Source organism: Athalassotoga sp., assembly GCF_049965695.1.
GTDB lineage: Bacteria > Thermotogota > Thermotogae > Mesoaciditogales > Mesoaciditogaceae > Athalassotoga.
Genome location: NZ_JBMFWB010000010.1, coordinates 36,019 through 51,798 on the forward strand (window position 1 = coordinate 36,019; position 15,780 = coordinate 51,798).

Genomic DNA, 15,780 nt, shown 5'->3' on the forward strand with positions numbered 1-15,780 from the left:
TAAAAGTCGAATGTTCATTTAATTTAAGCGATGGGCAGGATGCCTCCGAAATGGCCTCCGCAGCCTGCGAGGACCAGACATCGAGTGGGGTACCTGCCATCGTTGCGATTCGGAATTTAAAACTGGTTTAGTATATTGAATTTTTGGAGGATAAAAAATGATATCTTTCATTTCGGATTGGGGATATAAATCGTATTACGTGGGAGTTGCCAAAAGTGTCATATACTCAATTTCTCCAGATTCCAAAGTTATAGACATCTCACATGACATAGAACCATTCGACGTGGAGGAAGCATCTCACGTGATCGAAAGAGTTTTCGACGATCTTCCGAAGGGATCTGTTTTGCTTTGCGTTGTCGATCCGACGGTTGGATCTGACAGAAGGGCTGTTGTTGTCAGCATAGATGAAAAATATTGTGTCGTACCCGATAACGGTGTGCTCACAAGGCTAATCGAATTGAAAGACGTAAAATCGGCTTACATGATAGAAAACCCAAAATATATGTACAAATATCCGCCGTCATCCACCTTTCATGGAAGGGATATTTTTGCGCCGGCAGCCGCCTACATAGACAGCGGAATAGCACCTTATGAGTTTGGCAGGGCTGTTGAAAATCTTAAAACCATAAAAATTGAAGGTGTTTTTGTCAACACAGGTAAGGTGGAAAGTGTCGTGGCGTACATCGACGGTTTTGGAAATATAGAAACGACGATAAGTCTGAAAGATCTTCAAACGGCCGGTATATCCGGAAACTACATGCTTGTAAATGGGAAAAGGGCAATTCTGACAAATAATTATTCTGAAGGAAAACATGAATTAATTCTCGCCCACGTCGACAGTTCAAATTACATCGAAATATCTTCAAGTGCCGGCAAGGCATCGGAAATTCTGAAATTAAAAAAGAGAGACAAAATAGTGCTGCAAAATTTGGACTGAAACTGAAAGGGCACATCAACTATTGCCTTTTTGAATATCTTATGGTATACTTTTTCCGTAATGCGGGGCGTAGCGCAGAGGTAGCGCACCTGTCTTGGGCACAGGGGGTCGCTGGTTCAAATCCAGTCGCCCCGACCATACATAAACGAAATCCAGCGTTCATCTGAACAAGATGACTTAAGGCTGGATTTTAATTTTACAAGGGAGGTAGGAACATGAAAAAAAGTTTCGTGATTTTCACGATTTTGCTTTTGATCGTGTCAGTCATGGCAATGTCGGCGCATCTTGTCATCCTCGAGATCAACGACACACATGGACATGCATGGCCTTACGGCAATTACGGGGGATTTGCGGCTATGGCAACGATTGTAAATCAAATCAGAACTGAAGCGCAGTCAAACGGATGGGATTTTCTTTTCCTTGATGCTGGCGATGTTAACACGGGTATCCCCGAATCAGATATGCTTTACGCAAGGCCTGACATTCTTGCGCTTGATATGATGGGACTTAACGCAATGACAATAGGCAACCACGAATTTGATCATCCGTGGTCGGTACTTTCAAGGCAAATGGCGTGGGCCGATTTTCCATTCCTTTCTGCCAACATAGTCTACAAAGGCACAGACAAGACTCTCGGTGATCCTTACTTAATCGAAAATTTTCCGGATTTAAAAGTTGCAATTCTCGGTTTAACGACAAAAACAACTGAGTACATAAGCAATCCTGAATATGTCAAAGGTTACGATTTTCTATCTCCCGATACGGTTGCCCAGCAGTACGTTCCAGAACTTCAGAAAATGGTTGGGCCTGATGGCATAGTCATAGCGTTGACACACCTTGGCATTTTTGGATACAGTGAAGAAAGTGTTGCCGGCAGCCCATCTGTTGTTTCGAAAATCGAAAAACTCGATCCTCCCAACAGTCCTTACGGTGGAAGTGTATCTCTTGCCCAAAGTGTTTCAGGGCTGGCGGCTATACTCGACGGTCACAGCCATACGACCGTTACCTCTCCTCTTGACGTCAATGGCACTTTGATAATTCAGGCTGGGTCTTATTCAAAATACATAGCGCGGCTTGATTTGATCGTGGAAAACGGAAGGGTAACAAATTACACCTATAAGTTGATAACGGTTTCTAAAGATATAAAACCGGATGAAGCCGTAAACGATCTTTTGACGGCCTACCAACTTGTCGGATCGAAAAAGTTGAACGAACCAATAGGATTTTCAAAGGTTGATTTTGCCAATGCAAATGACAGTCCAAGAAAATCAGATACTCTTATAGGCCATTTGATAACGGATGCCGTTGCATGGAAATTCCAGAGTATGGGAGTTCAGGCAGTTTTCATGAATGGTGGAGGAATTCGTGCCCCTATTCCGGCAGGTACGATAACCTACAAAACGGTTTTAACCGTGCTCCCGTTTGGAAACACAGTTGTGATATTGAAGATAAAGGGATCCGATCTTTTGAAGGCAATTCAATGGGGAGCGGTAGCGCACCCTGAAGATACCGGTGCAAGGTTGAACGAATGGGGTCTGACCTACACTGTAACTCCTGATGGCGTTAAAGATATACTTTTGCAGGGTAAGCAAATAGATCCGGATGAAATATACACAATAGCGACAAACGATTACATGGCAAACGGTGGAGACAATTACTCGATGCTTAAAAATGCTCAATCTTACAATACAGGCTATGTGCTTGCGGATGTGGTCAAAGAATACATACAAAGCATAAGCCCGATAGACGCTTATCCGTTTACCCCAAGATGGACAGAAGTAAAGCAGTGAGCAGTTAAAAAGTAAGTGATGGCCTGGGTCGTCTCTAAGGAGACGACCTTTGTTAACTAATTCTTAATAGATAGAAATTGTTAACGAATTATTTTACCTGTATAATCATTCCGTATTTGTGAAAAAGAAAGGAAGAAAGCATGAGTAAATTTTCAGATTTAAATCTGTCGGGAAAGACATTAAAAACGTTGGAGAAAATGGGATTTGACGAGGCAACCCCTATACAATCGATGACGATTCCTGCAATTCTCGATAGAAAAGATGTAATAGGGCAGGCACAGACGGGGACGGGGAAAACTTTCGCTTACGCTTTGCCAGCGATTGAAAATCTTAAAGGAGAGAATCTTCAGATTCTTGTCCTATGTCCAACACGGGAACTTGCAATTCAGGTTGCTGATGAGTTCAGAAAGATCGCAGATCCAGAAAAAGTTGTGGCCGTTTACGGTGGTCAGGAAATAGTTTATCAGATAAAGGCTTTAAGAAAAGGACCGCAGATAGTCGTCGGCACACCTGGGAGAATACTTGATCATATCGGAAGAAAAACGCTTAAACTGGCCAACGTTAAAATGGTCGTGATCGACGAAGCCGATGATATGCTTGACATGGGGTTCATAGAAGATATAGAGGCAATTTTGAATGAGACTTCTTCTGAAAGACAGACGGTTTTGTTTTCGGCAACGATGCCAAAACCTATAATAGATCTGACAAAGAAATTTCAGAAATCTCCGGAATTCATAAAAGCACCCTCAAAGGAATTAACGGTTGAAAATATCGAACAACATTACTTTTTGGTAAAAGAAAGCGATAAAAGCGAATTGCTTTTTAGGCTTTTCGACATTTACGATCCGCAAAGCGCCATGATATTTTGCAATACGAAAAAAGGCGTGGATGATCTTGTCACCGTTCTCAAGGAAAATCATTATTCCGTTGACGCGATCCATGGTGACATAAGGCAAAGCCAGCGAGATAAAGTTATGAACACTTTTAAGTCGAGAAACACGAAAATACTCGTTGCAACCGATGTCGCAGCAAGAGGACTTGACATTAAGAATGTTGAAATGGTCATAAATTACGATCTTCCAAATTACAACGAATATTACATTCACAGAATAGGACGTACCGGCAGAATGGGAAAATCAGGTCTTTCCTTTACATTTGTGACCGGCAGAGAAGTTTACAAATTACATGAGATAGAAAGATATGCCAAAACAAAGATAGAAAAACTTGAGATACCTTCTATCGAAGAGATTGAAGACAAAAGTCAATCGGTTCTCGTTAACCGTGTCAAAGTTGAACTTATGGACGAAAACTACAAAATGTATCTTAAGAAAGCCAAAGCATTGCTTGAAGAATTTCCGGACATCGATGTTATCGCGGCACTTTTGAAGATAAGTGAAAAGAATTTCAGAAAAAGAGAGTTCAGGGCGATAGAAAAAATTCGTGAATTTTCAAACGATTCGCGCAAAAGCAGTTCAAGAAAATACTCAAAATTCAGCAAAGGCGAAAACAAACCGTATAGAAAAACAGCACGCACGCGCAGCAAATGAAATACGGCGAATGGGGCATCTGCCATCGCTGCGATTCGGAATTTGAAACTGACTTGGTATACAATTCGCCATTAAAAAAGTGCTTGACTGAGTATATGTTTATGTTGTAGAATACTTAAGCATTAACAAATTTTGAATTTGAAGGAGGCAAAGAGTCATCAAATGCCTACTATTAATCAGTTGATTAGAAAAGGAAGAGAAAGATTAAAAACCAAAAGTAAGTCTCCGGCGCTTGGCGGTAACCCTCAAAAAAGAGGGGTTTGCATTCGTGTCTCTACCATGACGCCAAAAAAACCTAACTCTGCTTTAAGAAAAATAGCAAGGGTAAGGTTAACGAATGGTGCTGAAGTTACCTCTTACATTCCCGGTGAAGGACACAACCTTCAGGAACACTCAGTTGTGCTTGTCAGGGGCGGAAGAGTCAAGGATCTGCCTGGAATAAGATACAAGATAATAAGAGGTACGTTGGATGCCCAGGGTGTTGAAAACAGGAAAAAGGCAAGAAGCCGTTACGGTGTTAAACGCCCAAAAAAGCAAACTGCATGATCTTTGGAGGTATTAAGAATGAGAAGGAGAAGGGCTGAAGTAAGAAAAGTTTCACCTGATCCCGTTTATCATGATGAATTGGTCACAAGATTCATAAACAAGATAATGTGGGATGGGAAAAGAAGCGTTGCCCAAAAAGATTTTTACACCGCTCTTGATATAATAAAAGAAAAGAGTGGCAAAGAACCACTTGAGGTTTTAAAAAAAGCCTTTGAAAACGTTGCGCCAGTTCTTGAAGTCAGGCCAAGAAGAGTCGGAGGAGCAACTTATCAGGTGCCAATAGAAGTTCAGGATCCCAGAAAAACTTCTTTGGGTGTAAGATGGATTGTTGATGCCGCAAGAGCCAGGAAAGGAAGGCCCATAAGTGAGAAATTAGCCGAGGAAATTCTCAACGCTTATTCTAACACAGGGACAGCCGTTAAAAAGCGCGAGGATGTGCAAAAGATGGCCGAAGCGAACAGGGCCTTTGCCCATTATAGATGGTGATGAACGTAAAAATGCCTGAAAAAGTACTTCAACTTGAAAAATTAAGAAATATAGGGATAATGGCGCATATAGATGCCGGCAAAACAACGACTACCGAAAGAATTCTTTTTTATTCTGGTAAAAAACACGCAATGGGAAATGTTGACGATGGCAATACCACCACGGACTGGATGGTTCAGGAAAGAGAACGTGGTATAACCATAACCTCTGCTTCTATATCTTTTGACTGGAAAGGTCATCGTTTTAATCTCATCGATACGCCCGGACACGTGGACTTCACAATTGAGGTAGAACGTTCACTCAGAGTACTTGACGGGGCAATAGCGGTTTTTGACGCTTCTGCCGGAGTTGAACCACAATCCGAAACTGTATGGCGTCAGGCGTCGAAATACAAAGTGCCGAGAATTGCCTTTATGAACAAGATGGATAAAATGGGAGCCGATTTTGATATGTCTGTCAAATCGATGATAGACAAATTAGGAGCCAAACCGCTTGTTATTCAATATCCGATAGGATCGGAAAGTGCATTTGAAGGTGTCGTTGACATAATAAACATGAAAGCCATAAGATGGACCGATGAACTTGGTACGCAGATGGAATACTCCGAAGTGCCGGCACATCTCGTTGAAAGAGTTGAAGAGTTGAGAGACGAAATGATGAACCACCTTGCCGACCTTGATGATGAGATACTTCAGATGTATCTCGATGGTGAGACTGTACCTGTTGAAAAGATAAAATCCGTCATAAGAAAAGGAACCATAGAATCAAAGTTTTTCCCTGTGCTTTGTGGTTCTTCTTTCAGAAATAAGGGAGTGCAACCTCTCATCGATGCCGCGGTTGATTATTTACCGTCGCCTTTGGATCTTCCTCCCGTTTCCGGAAAGAATCCCGACGATGAAGAGATCATCAGATCGCCATCGGTGGATGAACCATTTTCGGCTTTGGCTTTCAAAATACTTTCGGATCCATACGTTGGAAAATTAACTTATTTGAGAATATATTCCGGAGTGCTTGAAAAAGGAAGTTATGTTTACAATTCTACCAAAAGAACGAAAGAAAGAATATCTCGTTTGCTTTTGATGTTTGCCGATAAAAGAGAAGACATAGATTACGCGGGCCCCGGTGATATAGTTGCCTGCATAGGTTTGAAGAATACGACAACGGGAAATACGCTTTGCGATGAAGATGATCCCATAATACTCGAATCTCTTGAAGTGCCTGATCCCGTCATATCGATAGCGGTCGAGCCTCAGAGCAAAGACGATGAGCAAAGGTTGAAAGATGCGCTTGGAAGGTTGATGGACGAAGATCCTACTTTTAGAGTTTCGGTCGATTTGGAAAGTGGAGAGACGATTCTTGCCGGTATGGGTGAATTGCATCTTGAAATAATCATAGACAGGCTTTTACGCGAATTCAACGTTAAAACTCAGGTTGGCAAGCCTCAGGTTGCTTACAGAGAAACTATTTCCGTGCCCGTCGATGCTGAAGGCAAGTACATAAGGCAAAGTGGTGGAAGAGGACAATACGGACATGTAAGGGTCAAGTTTGAGCCGTTGGGAAGAGGAAAAGGATTTGAATTTGAAAATAAAATAATCGGAGGAACGATTCCGAAAGAATACATCCCTGCAATAGAAGCGGGAATAAAAGAAGCCCTTTCTTCGGGTAGTCTTGGCGGATATCCAGTTGTCGATGTCAAAGCAACGCTTTACGATGGCTCTTACCATGAAGTTGACTCTTCGGAAATAGCCTTTAAGATAGCCGGTTCTCTTGCCACGAAAGAGGCTTTGACTAAAGGTAAGCCGAAGATGATGGAACCGATCATGGAACTTGAGATAACCACACCAACCGAATACATGGGCGATGTTGTTGCGGATCTGAATTCGAAAAGAGCGCAGATAACGGGTTTTGATAATCGCGGTAATGCAAGGATAATAAAAGCGCTTGTCCCGTTAGGAGAACTTTTTGGTTATGCAACGGTCTTGAGGTCTTTGAGTCAGGGAAGGGCAGTTTACACGATGAAATTTTCGCACTATTCTGAAGTTCCTCAAAATTTTGTCGATAAAATCATAAAAGTTAAATAATTTTTCAAGGAGGTAGAATCAAATGGCAAAGGAGAAATTTGTAAGAAACAAACCACATCTTAACATCGGGACGATAGGACATATAGATCACGGTAAGACCACACTTACGGCTGCGATAACCAAAGTTCTTTCTATGAAGGGAGAATCGGAATTCGTTCCATTTGATCAAATCGATAAGGCCCCAGAAGAAAAGGCAAGAGGTATAACGATAAACGTTTCCCACGTTGAATACGAAACGGATAAAAGGCACTACGCACACATAGATTGCCCGGGACACGCCGACTACATAAAGAACATGATAACCGGAGCAGCCCAGATGGATGGTGCCATTCTCGTTGTTTCCGCCGTTGATGGACCTATGCCACAAACGAGAGAACATATATTGCTCGCACGTCAGGTTAACGTGCCGGCGATGATCGTGTTTTTGAATAAAATTGATGCCGTTGACGATCCGGAACTTGTCGATCTTGTTGAAATGGAAGTAAGAGAATTGCTCACGAAATATCAATACCCGGGTGATGAAGTGCCGGTCATTCGTGGCAGCGCTTTGAAAGCACTTGATGCGACAAGCCTTGATGATAAATGGGCAAAAGGCATTCTTGATTTGATGAATGCCGCTGATACTTACATACCCGAACCAAAGAGGGAAACCGAAAAGCCATTCTTGATGCCGGTTGAGGATATATTCACGATAACCGGACGCGGAACGGTCGTAACAGGTAGAGTCGAACGCGGTAAGATCCATGTCAACGATGAAGTTGAACTTGTCGGTTTGAGGCCAACCGCCAAAACCGTCGTTACCGGCGTTGAAATGTTCAGAAAATTGCTCGATGAAGGTATGGCCGGTGACAACATAGGTTGTCTTTTAAGAGGCATTAAGAAGGAAGAAGTCGAAAGAGGACAGGTGCTTGCAAAACCAGGCACGATAACTCCTCACACGAAGTTCGAAGCCAACGTCTACGTTTTGAAGAAAGAAGAAGGTGGACGCCACACGGCATTTATTCCAGGATACAGACCTCAGTTCTTTATAAGGACTGCAGATGTTACCGGTACGATAGCCAAACTTCCAGATGGCGTTGAAATGGTCATGCCCGGAGATAACACGGTCATGACGGTTGAACTCATCAAACCGGTTGCGCTCGAGGAAAGTATGAGGTTTGCCATTCGTGAAGGTGGAAAAACCGTTGGAGCCGGTGTTGTTTCTAAGATACTTGAATGATAACGAGAGGGGATGAATTCCCCTCTGGCTTTTGAAGGAGGTTTTTCGAATGGCTAAATCAAGAATAAGAATAAAATTGAAGGCTTACGATTACGAATTGTTAGATCAATCGGCCAGAAAGATCGTTGAAACTGTTAAGAAGACCAGTGCAAGGGTTTCAGGACCGATACCGCTTCCAACTGAAAGAACAGTTTATTGTGTTTTGAGATCTCCTCATACGGATAAAGATTCAAGGGAACATTTCGAGAAGATAGTTCATAAGAGGTTGATCGACATAATAGAAGTTCAACCCCAAACGGTCGAATCTTTGATGAAGATGGATCTTCCGGCTGGCGTTGAAGTTGAGTTGAAACTTTGAAACGGCTGGAGGTGTGTTGATGAAAGCGTTACTTGGTAAAAAAATTGGCATGACGATGATATTCAAAGATGGTCATGCGGTGCCTGTTACGGTACTTAAAGCAGGACCATGTGTTGTTGTCCAGAAGAAAACAGTTGAAAGTGACGGATATAATTCTGTTCAGATAGGATTTGAACCTGTTACCGAGAAGCATGTTACCAAACCAATGCGCGGTCACTTCAAAAAGGCAAATGTTTCTCCTTTAAGACATCTCAAAGAAATAAGAACGGACGATGTTGCGAGTTATCAAATAGGACAAACTTTGGATGTTTCCGTTTTCAATGAAGGAGATTATGTTGATATTTCTGGAAAAACAAAGGGAAAAGGTTTTCAAGGCGCCGTTAAAAGATGGAACTTTGGCGGCCACGACAAAACTCACGGTACAAAATTCCCAAGACATGGATCGACAGGAATGCATACCGAACCCGCTAAAGTGCTCAAAGGCACGCATATGGCGGGTCATATGGGAGATGTCAACAGAACGATATCAAATCTCAAAGTCGTTAGAGTTGACAAAGATAATTCTCTCATTGCGGTTAAAGGTGCCATTCCCGGCGCTCGTGGATCTTTGATTTACATAAGTTCTGCCAAGAACTGGAAGGTGAAATGATCATGGCAGAGTTAAAGGTTATGAACATAGAAGGAAAAGAAGTTGGAAGTATTTCTTTGCTTCCATCGATTTTTGAGGTTGAACCCAACAAAGACTTGCTTTTCAGATACATTCACAAGCAACTTTCCGACAAAAGAAGTGGAAATGCTTCGTCTAAAACGAAGGCAGAGGTTTCCGGAGGCGGAAGGAAGCCATGGGCTCAAAAGCATACGGGACGTGCGAGGGCCGGATCGATAAGATCTCCTCTTTTCAGACACGGAGGAGTCACATTTGGTCCAAGGCCGAGAGATTGGTCCGAAGGTTTAAACAAAAAGATGAAGGTCGGGGCAATTAAATCCGCACTTTCGGCAAAATTAAAAGATGGCAAGATATTGGTTGTCGATAAATTTGAGATGGAAACACCGAAATCCAAAGAATTCGTGAACACTTTGAAGAAAATCGTTCCATCCGACAACGCCGTTGTCGTGCTTGATACCAAAAATGACAGACAGATGAATGTCAAACTTTCTTCTCGCAATTTGAAGATGGCAAAGGTCATAATAGCGGATAACCCGGGTAAAGGCAAAGTCAACGTTGATGGACTCAACGTCTACGATTTGATAAAATTTGACTGGGTTGTACTCACGAAGCATACAGTCGAGAAGATAACGGAGGTGTACGGAAATGCCAGCAAATGAAATGGCACCTCACGATATTTTGGTGAGACCTTTGATAACCGAAAAAGCACTTTCTAACATCAAAAACGGAACTTACACCTTTGAAGTGGACATAAGGGCAAACAAACATATCGTTAGAAATGCGGTTGAAAGACTTTACAACGTTCAGGTTGCGGATGTGAGAATGATAAGCGTCAAAGGGAAACCCAAAAGATACGGCAGATCTGAAGGATATTCGAGGTCTTTCAAAAAGGCCATTGTTCAGTTAAAAGCGGGATTCAAGATCCAGGAATTTGAAGGCTTGATTTGATCTTGAAGGATCGAAAGGAGTAATTTTATGGGACTTAAAAGTTTTAAACCAACCTCTCCTGGAGTTCGACACATGATAAGATCGGATTTTTCGGAAATAACGAAAGACAAACCCGAAAAATCCCTTACCATAGGCAAAAAATCCATAGCCGGCAGGAATTCCGATGGGAGAATAACGGTAAGACATCGTGGCAGCGGGCACAAGGATAGATACAGAATTATCGACTTCAGAAGAGATAAGACCGGAGTGCCTGCGAAAGTGTTTTCGATAGAGTACGATCCGAATCGCAGCGCAAGAATTGCATTGCTTAATTACGTTGATGGTGAAAAAAGATATATAATAGCCCCGCAGGGCTTAAATGTTGGTGACACGGTTGTGTCCGGCCCTGATGCCGATATAAAGCCGGGAAATGCTTTGCCGCTGACGAGAATACCGATAGGTACCTTCGTTCACAACATAGAATTCATACCTGGCGCGGGTGGCAAGATAGCAAGGAGTGCCGGTAATTCGGCGCAGTTGATGGCACGGGAATCCGGATACGCGCTTTTGAAGATGCCATCTGGTGAATTAAGAAGGGTTAGAGAGAATTGCATGGCAACAGTTGGTGTGGTTGGTAACGAACAACACATGAACGAATCGTTTGGTAAGGCCGGAAGAAGCAGATGGTTAGGCATAAGACCTGCCGTAAGAGGAATGACGATGAACGCTGTCGATCACCCGATGGGCGGAGGAGAAGGAAAAACCAAAGGCGGAAATGTTCCTCAAAGTCCATGGGGCACACCTGCAAAGGGTTACAAAACGCGCCGCGGCAAAAAGAGATCTGATAGGTTCATAGTCAGAAGAAGAAATGACAATAAAGGTAATCAATGATGAAAGCCACGGAAGAAGGAGGAAGATAGCGTGAGTCGCTCAACCAAAAAAGGTCCTTTTGTGGATGCTAAGTTAATCAAAAAAATACAGAGTTTAAACGAAATAGGTCAGAAACGTGTTGTGAAAACATGGTCAAGGGCCTCGATGATACTGCCCGATATGATAGGTCATACAATAGCCGTTCATAACGGAAGAAAGCACATACCCGTCTACATAACAGAGGCAATGGTCGGCCACAGGCTTGGAGAATTCTCTCCCACAAGACGTTTTGGAGGTCATACCGAGAAAAAGGCTATAAAGGGAGAGGTCAAGAAATGACAGAGGTGAAATCAATGGCTGAAAACAAGAAAAGAGCCAAAAGATCTGTTTTTCATAGAGAAAGAAAAGCGTCTGCTCCCCAACCAATCGAAGCCGTTGCCCGTGGAATGTATTTGAGAATAAGTCCTTACAAAGTCAGATCTATTCTTAACACCATACGTGGCAAAGATGTCAGCGAGGCTTTGCAAATACTTGAATTTGCAAACAAAAAGAGCGCACGCCTCGTTCAAAAGATACTCAACAGTGCGGTGGCAAATGCGCAAAACAACTTTAAACTCGATGTGGATTCTCTTTACGTTTCTCGATGCATGGCTGATGATGCTCCGAGGTTGAAAAGGCTTAATCCAATGGCACGTGGACGCGCTTCGATGATGTTCAAAAGGCTTTCGCACATCACAGTCGTTGTAAGGGATAAATCTAAAGAAGAAACGCTTAAGACCACTGCAAAGCCAACAGAAAGCCAGGAAATTCAACCTTCCAACGAGAGCGAGGTGCAATGAGAAATGGGTCAGAAGACGCATCCGATTGGTTTCAGACTTGGGGTTTCTCAAGATTGGCAATCAAAATGGTTTAACGAGAAACATTATTCCGAATATCTTTTAGAAGATGAAAAGATAAGAAATGCCGTTAAAAAGGCATATTTTCATGCCGGAATATCCAAAGTCAAAATAGAGAGATCTGGAAATCGTGTAAACGTCATCATAGTTACCGGAAGACCCGGGATATTGATAGGTAAGAAAGGTTCCGAAATAAACAACATAAAAAGTCTTGTCAAATCCGTTGTTTCTCCGGAAAGAGATATCGTCATAAGTATAGAAGAAGTTAGAACGCCCGAGTTAGATGCACAATTGACGGCGGAATTCATAGCCGGCAGAATCGAGAAAAGGGCTTCTTACAAACGTACGATGAAAAGAAGCATTCAATTTGCTTTGAAAAAAGGCGCACTTGGCGTTAAGACCATGGTTGGTGGGAGAATAAACGGTGCGGAAATAGCAAGATCCGAGTGGTACAGGGAAGGCAGAGTTCCTTTGCAGACTTTGCGCGCACATGTTGATTATGGATTTGCGATTGCACACACCAAATATGGCGTTCTTGGTGTTAAGGTATGGATATTCACCAAAGAAAATTCGCCGGTGAAATCAGCCTGATTCGTTGATAAGGAGGTTTGTAAAGATGCTGATCCCTAAAAGGGTTAAGTATAGAAAACAACAACGGGGAAGAATGAGAGGCCTTGCAAAGGGTGGCAGCGAGATGAATTTCGGTGATTGGGGCCTTAAAGCACTCGAACCGGCATGGATAACGAACAAACAAATAGAGGCGTGCCGTGTTTCGATAATGAGGAGTCTCAAAAAATCCGGAATGCTATGGATAAGGATTTTCCCGGATAAACCTATTTCGATCCATCCGGCCGAAAGCAGAATGGGACGCGGTAAGGGAAATCCGGAAAAGTGGGTATGCGTCGTTAAACCCGGCAAGATCATGTTTGAAATCGGTGGTGTGAACAGAGAAGTGGCGGAAGAAGCGTTAAGATTAGCCTCTTCGAAACTACCCATAAAGACGAAATTCGTTGAAAGAACCTCTTTTGGAGGTGAATCGCTATGAAGGCTAAAGATATGAGAGAAATGACCATCGATGAACTAACGGCGCTTGTGAAAGATCAAAAGGAAAAACTTTACAAGTTAAGATTTCAACTTGAACTTTCCCAACTTCAGGATACATCTCAGATATTGCAAACAAAAAGAGACATAGCAAAGATAAAGACGCTTATAAGAGAAAGAGAACTTGGTCTTGAGCCCGTTAATTCTGATGAGAAGGGGAATAAGAAATGAAAAAACATCTTATAGGTGAAGTTGTAAGCAACAAGATGAAAAAGACCATAGTTGTGCTTGTAAAGGAAACCACAAGAGACCCGAGGTTTGGGAAAATCATAACCAAAACCGCCAAGTACAAGGCTCATGATGAAAACAACGAGTCCAACATCGGAGACATCGTTGAGATAGAAGAATCAAGGCCTCTGAGTCGCGAAAAGAACTGGACACTTGTTTCAATCGTGAAAAAGAACATTCTGAAAGTTGAAGAAACTCAGGTAAGCAAGGAAGAGGGTGCTCCTCAATGATCCAGCAGGAAAGTATACTTAACGTGGCAGACAATTCCGGAGCACGCAGCATTCTTGTCATAAGAGTGTTGGGTGGTTCAAACAGGAAAAGGGGAAGTGTCGGTGACGTGGTCATAGGAGCCGTCAAAGAGGCTGCACCGCACACCGATATAAAGAAAAGCGAAATAGTCAAAGCAGTTATAGTGAGAACGAGAAAAGAAATAAGAAGACCGGATGGGTCTTTCATAAGGTTTGATGATAACGCGGCAGTTCTCATAGACAAAGAGAATGAGCCGCGGGGAACAAGGATATTCGGTCCTGTTGCCAGAGAATTAAGAGAAAAAGGTTACATGAAGATCGTATCCCTTGCTCCGGAAGTTTTGTGAGGTGTTGAAATGAAAAAGCACACTTTGAACATAAGAAAAGACGATACCGTTGTGGTTATAAGCGGTGAAGACAAGGGAAAAAGAGGAAAAGTCATAAGAGTGCTTCCCGATGAAGGAAAGGTTATAGTTCAGGGAATTCACATGATAAAAAAGCACCAGAGGCCTACCGCGTCGGTCAGAGAGGGAGGAATCGTTGAAAGGGAATCCCCCATTTACGAATCCAAAATCATGGTTATCTGTCCGAACTGCGATTCTCCCACGCGCGTGTCGCACAAAAGAACTGAAGATGGGATGAATATCAGAGTCTGTAAAAAGTGCGGAGAAAGCATCGATAAAGTATGATGCGAGAGGAGGTATGACATGTCTGTTGCTTTAAAAGAGATATATGAAAAAGAAATCGTGCCTTTTTTCATCAAGGAACTTGGATACAAGAATGAAATGGCAGTTCCGAAAGTAAACAAGGTCATTTTGAATATGGGAGTCGGAGAGGGTTCGAGAAATCAGGCCGTAATAGACAAACATCTTCAAGAACTCACAAACATAGCCGGACAGAAAGCGGTTGTGACGAAGGCAAAGAAAAGCGTCTCCAACTTCAAAATAAGACAGGGTATGCCCGTTGGAATAAAAGTTACACTCAGAGGAGAGAGAATGTACAATTTCCTCTACAAATTTTTCAACATCGCAATGCCAAAAATACGTGATTTCAGGGGAATAAATCCCAATTCTTTTGATGGCAGGGGAAACTTCTCGATGGGTGTATCTGAACAATCTATTTTCCCTGAAATAACGGGAGAAATTTCGAGAGTTCAGGGAATGGACATCATCATAGTCACCACTGCCAAAACGGATAGGGAAGCCAGGTATCTTTTAGAGAAACTGGGAATGCCCTTCAGCAAGAATTATTGAGGAGAGTGATGAAATGGCCCGTAAAGCACTTATAAATAAAACTAACGCAACGGCAAAATACAAAACCCGGCAGTATACGCGCTGCAAGATTTGCGGAAGGCCGCATGCCGTTTCCAGAGAACTGGGAATTTGCAGACTTTGCTTCAGGAAATTAGCGTTAGAGGGAAAACTGCCTGGCATAAGAAAAGCCAGTTGGTAAGGATGTGATAAAATGTACACTGACACAATAGCCGATATGCTTACAAGAATAAGAAACGCGAATATGGTTTACAAAGAAGTTGTTGACGTACCGTCTTCGAACATAAAAAAGGCCATACTCGACATTCTTAAAAGAGAAGGTTTCATAAAAGACTACAAATACATCGAAGATGGAAAACAGGGTGTGTTGAGGATTTTCATGAAATATTCCGGACAGAAAAGAATGAAGATCAGAATCATAAATTCAATAGTCAGGGTTTCTCACTCTGGCAGAAGAATATACGTTTCAAAAGACAAATTGCCCGTCGTCAACAGTGGACTTGGGATAGCGATTCTCTCCACTTCCAATCCTGAAAAACCCGTTGTCACAGATAAAGAAGCGCGCACTCTCGGGATTGGCGGAGAAGTCATCGCTTACGTATGGTAAG

General features: G+C 42.6%; 23 protein-coding genes and 1 tRNA gene. All 24 read left to right on the forward strand.

Annotated elements, in window-relative coordinates; all coding sequences use genetic code 11:
• Positions 1-157: 157 nt before the first annotated feature.
• On the forward strand, positions 158-937 hold the full coding sequence (locus tag ACP5NR_RS04520; protein ID WP_428004419.1) for an SAM hydrolase/SAM-dependent halogenase family protein: 780 nt from the start codon (positions 158-160) through the stop codon (positions 935-937).
• A gap of 63 nt (positions 938-1,000) precedes the next feature.
• Positions 1,001-1,075, forward strand: a tRNA-Pro gene (locus ACP5NR_RS04525).
• 77 nt (positions 1,076-1,152) lie between these two features.
• Positions 1,153-2,727 carry a 5'-nucleotidase C-terminal domain-containing protein gene (locus ACP5NR_RS04530; protein ID WP_428004420.1) on the forward strand — a complete coding sequence of 525 codons (1,575 nt, stop codon included), beginning with the start codon at positions 1,153-1,155 and terminating at the stop codon, positions 2,725-2,727.
• A gap of 140 nt (positions 2,728-2,867) precedes the next feature.
• Positions 2,868-4,274 (forward strand): DEAD/DEAH box helicase, encoded by a 1,407-nt coding sequence (locus ACP5NR_RS04535; RefSeq protein ID WP_428006036.1) that lies wholly within the window; start codon positions 2,868-2,870, stop codon positions 4,272-4,274.
• Positions 4,275-4,436: 162 nt separating this feature from the next.
• Positions 4,437-4,820, forward strand: a complete 384-nt coding sequence (gene rpsL / locus ACP5NR_RS04540; RefSeq protein ID WP_428004422.1) for a 30S ribosomal protein S12 — start codon at positions 4,437-4,439, stop codon at positions 4,818-4,820.
• 18 nt (positions 4,821-4,838) lie between these two features.
• Positions 4,839-5,306 carry a 30S ribosomal protein S7 gene (rpsG, locus tag ACP5NR_RS04545; RefSeq protein WP_428004423.1) on the forward strand — a complete coding sequence of 156 codons (468 nt, stop codon included), beginning with the start codon at positions 4,839-4,841 and terminating at the stop codon, positions 5,304-5,306.
• Positions 5,307-5,317: 11 nt separating this feature from the next.
• Positions 5,318-7,387: an elongation factor G gene (fusA, locus tag ACP5NR_RS04550; protein ID WP_428004458.1), complete on the forward strand. Its 2,070-nt coding sequence runs from the start codon at positions 5,318-5,320 to the stop codon at positions 7,385-7,387.
• Between the two features lie 22 nt (positions 7,388-7,409).
• Positions 7,410-8,606 (forward strand): elongation factor Tu, encoded by a 1,197-nt coding sequence (tuf, locus tag ACP5NR_RS04555; RefSeq protein WP_428004424.1) that lies wholly within the window; start codon positions 7,410-7,412, stop codon positions 8,604-8,606.
• Positions 8,607-8,655: 49 nt separating this feature from the next.
• The gene (rpsJ, locus tag ACP5NR_RS04560) at positions 8,656-8,964 is read left to right on the forward strand and encodes a 30S ribosomal protein S10 (protein ID WP_428004425.1); all 309 of its coding nucleotides are present in this window, start codon (positions 8,656-8,658) and stop codon (positions 8,962-8,964) included.
• A 19-nt stretch (positions 8,965-8,983) separates the two neighbouring features.
• Positions 8,984-9,613 carry a 50S ribosomal protein L3 gene (gene rplC, locus ACP5NR_RS04565; RefSeq protein WP_428004426.1) on the forward strand — a complete coding sequence of 210 codons (630 nt, stop codon included), beginning with the start codon at positions 8,984-8,986 and terminating at the stop codon, positions 9,611-9,613.
• Between the two features lie 2 nt (positions 9,614-9,615).
• A complete protein-coding gene (gene rplD, locus ACP5NR_RS04570; RefSeq protein ID WP_428004427.1) occupies positions 9,616-10,290 on the forward strand; it encodes a 50S ribosomal protein L4 in 675 nt (224 codons plus the stop codon).
• The gene (rplW, locus tag ACP5NR_RS04575; protein ID WP_428004428.1) at positions 10,277-10,579 is read left to right on the forward strand and encodes a 50S ribosomal protein L23; all 303 of its coding nucleotides are present in this window, start codon (positions 10,277-10,279) and stop codon (positions 10,577-10,579) included. Before rplD ends, rplW begins: the two co-directional genes overlap by 14 nt.
• 27 nt (positions 10,580-10,606) lie before the next feature.
• Entirely contained in the window at positions 10,607-11,449 is an 843-nt protein-coding gene (rplB, locus tag ACP5NR_RS04580) for a 50S ribosomal protein L2 (RefSeq protein ID WP_428004429.1), read from the forward strand.
• Between the two features lie 30 nt (positions 11,450-11,479).
• Positions 11,480-11,767 carry a 30S ribosomal protein S19 gene (gene rpsS / locus ACP5NR_RS04585; protein WP_428004430.1) on the forward strand — a complete coding sequence of 96 codons (288 nt, stop codon included), beginning with the start codon at positions 11,480-11,482 and terminating at the stop codon, positions 11,765-11,767.
• A complete protein-coding gene (gene rplV, locus ACP5NR_RS04590; protein ID WP_428004431.1) occupies positions 11,764-12,267 on the forward strand; it encodes a 50S ribosomal protein L22 in 504 nt (167 codons plus the stop codon). The genes rpsS and rplV overlap by 4 nt, the downstream gene beginning before the upstream one ends.
• Before the next feature lie 3 nt (positions 12,268-12,270).
• Entirely contained in the window at positions 12,271-12,915 is a 645-nt protein-coding gene (gene rpsC / locus ACP5NR_RS04595; protein ID WP_428004432.1) for a 30S ribosomal protein S3, read from the forward strand.
• 25 nt (positions 12,916-12,940) lie between these two features.
• Positions 12,941-13,369, forward strand: a complete 429-nt coding sequence (rplP, locus tag ACP5NR_RS04600; protein WP_428004433.1) for a 50S ribosomal protein L16 — start codon at positions 12,941-12,943, stop codon at positions 13,367-13,369.
• Positions 13,366-13,596 carry a 50S ribosomal protein L29 gene (rpmC, locus tag ACP5NR_RS04605; RefSeq protein WP_428004434.1) on the forward strand — a complete coding sequence of 77 codons (231 nt, stop codon included), beginning with the start codon at positions 13,366-13,368 and terminating at the stop codon, positions 13,594-13,596. The genes rplP and rpmC overlap by 4 nt, the downstream gene beginning before the upstream one ends.
• Entirely contained in the window at positions 13,593-13,883 is a 291-nt protein-coding gene (gene rpsQ, locus ACP5NR_RS04610) for a 30S ribosomal protein S17 (RefSeq protein ID WP_428004435.1), read from the forward strand. Before rpmC ends, rpsQ begins: the two co-directional genes overlap by 4 nt.
• On the forward strand, positions 13,880-14,248 hold the full coding sequence (rplN, locus tag ACP5NR_RS04615; RefSeq protein ID WP_428004436.1) for a 50S ribosomal protein L14: 369 nt from the start codon (positions 13,880-13,882) through the stop codon (positions 14,246-14,248). Before rpsQ ends, rplN begins: the two co-directional genes overlap by 4 nt.
• A 24-nt stretch (positions 14,249-14,272) precedes the next feature.
• On the forward strand, positions 14,273-14,590 hold the full coding sequence (gene rplX, locus ACP5NR_RS04620; protein WP_428004459.1) for a 50S ribosomal protein L24: 318 nt from the start codon (positions 14,273-14,275) through the stop codon (positions 14,588-14,590).
• An 18-nt stretch (positions 14,591-14,608) separates the two neighbouring features.
• On the forward strand, positions 14,609-15,154 hold the full coding sequence (gene rplE, locus ACP5NR_RS04625) for a 50S ribosomal protein L5 (protein ID WP_428004437.1): 546 nt from the start codon (positions 14,609-14,611) through the stop codon (positions 15,152-15,154).
• Between the two features lie 13 nt (positions 15,155-15,167).
• Complete coding sequence (locus ACP5NR_RS04630) at positions 15,168-15,353, forward strand: type Z 30S ribosomal protein S14 (protein ID WP_428004438.1); 186 nt, start codon at positions 15,168-15,170, stop codon at positions 15,351-15,353.
• 12 nt (positions 15,354-15,365) lie between these two features.
• Positions 15,366-15,779 (forward strand): 30S ribosomal protein S8, encoded by a 414-nt coding sequence (gene rpsH / locus ACP5NR_RS04635; RefSeq protein WP_428004439.1) that lies wholly within the window; start codon positions 15,366-15,368, stop codon positions 15,777-15,779.
• Position 15,780 lies beyond the last annotated feature (1 nt).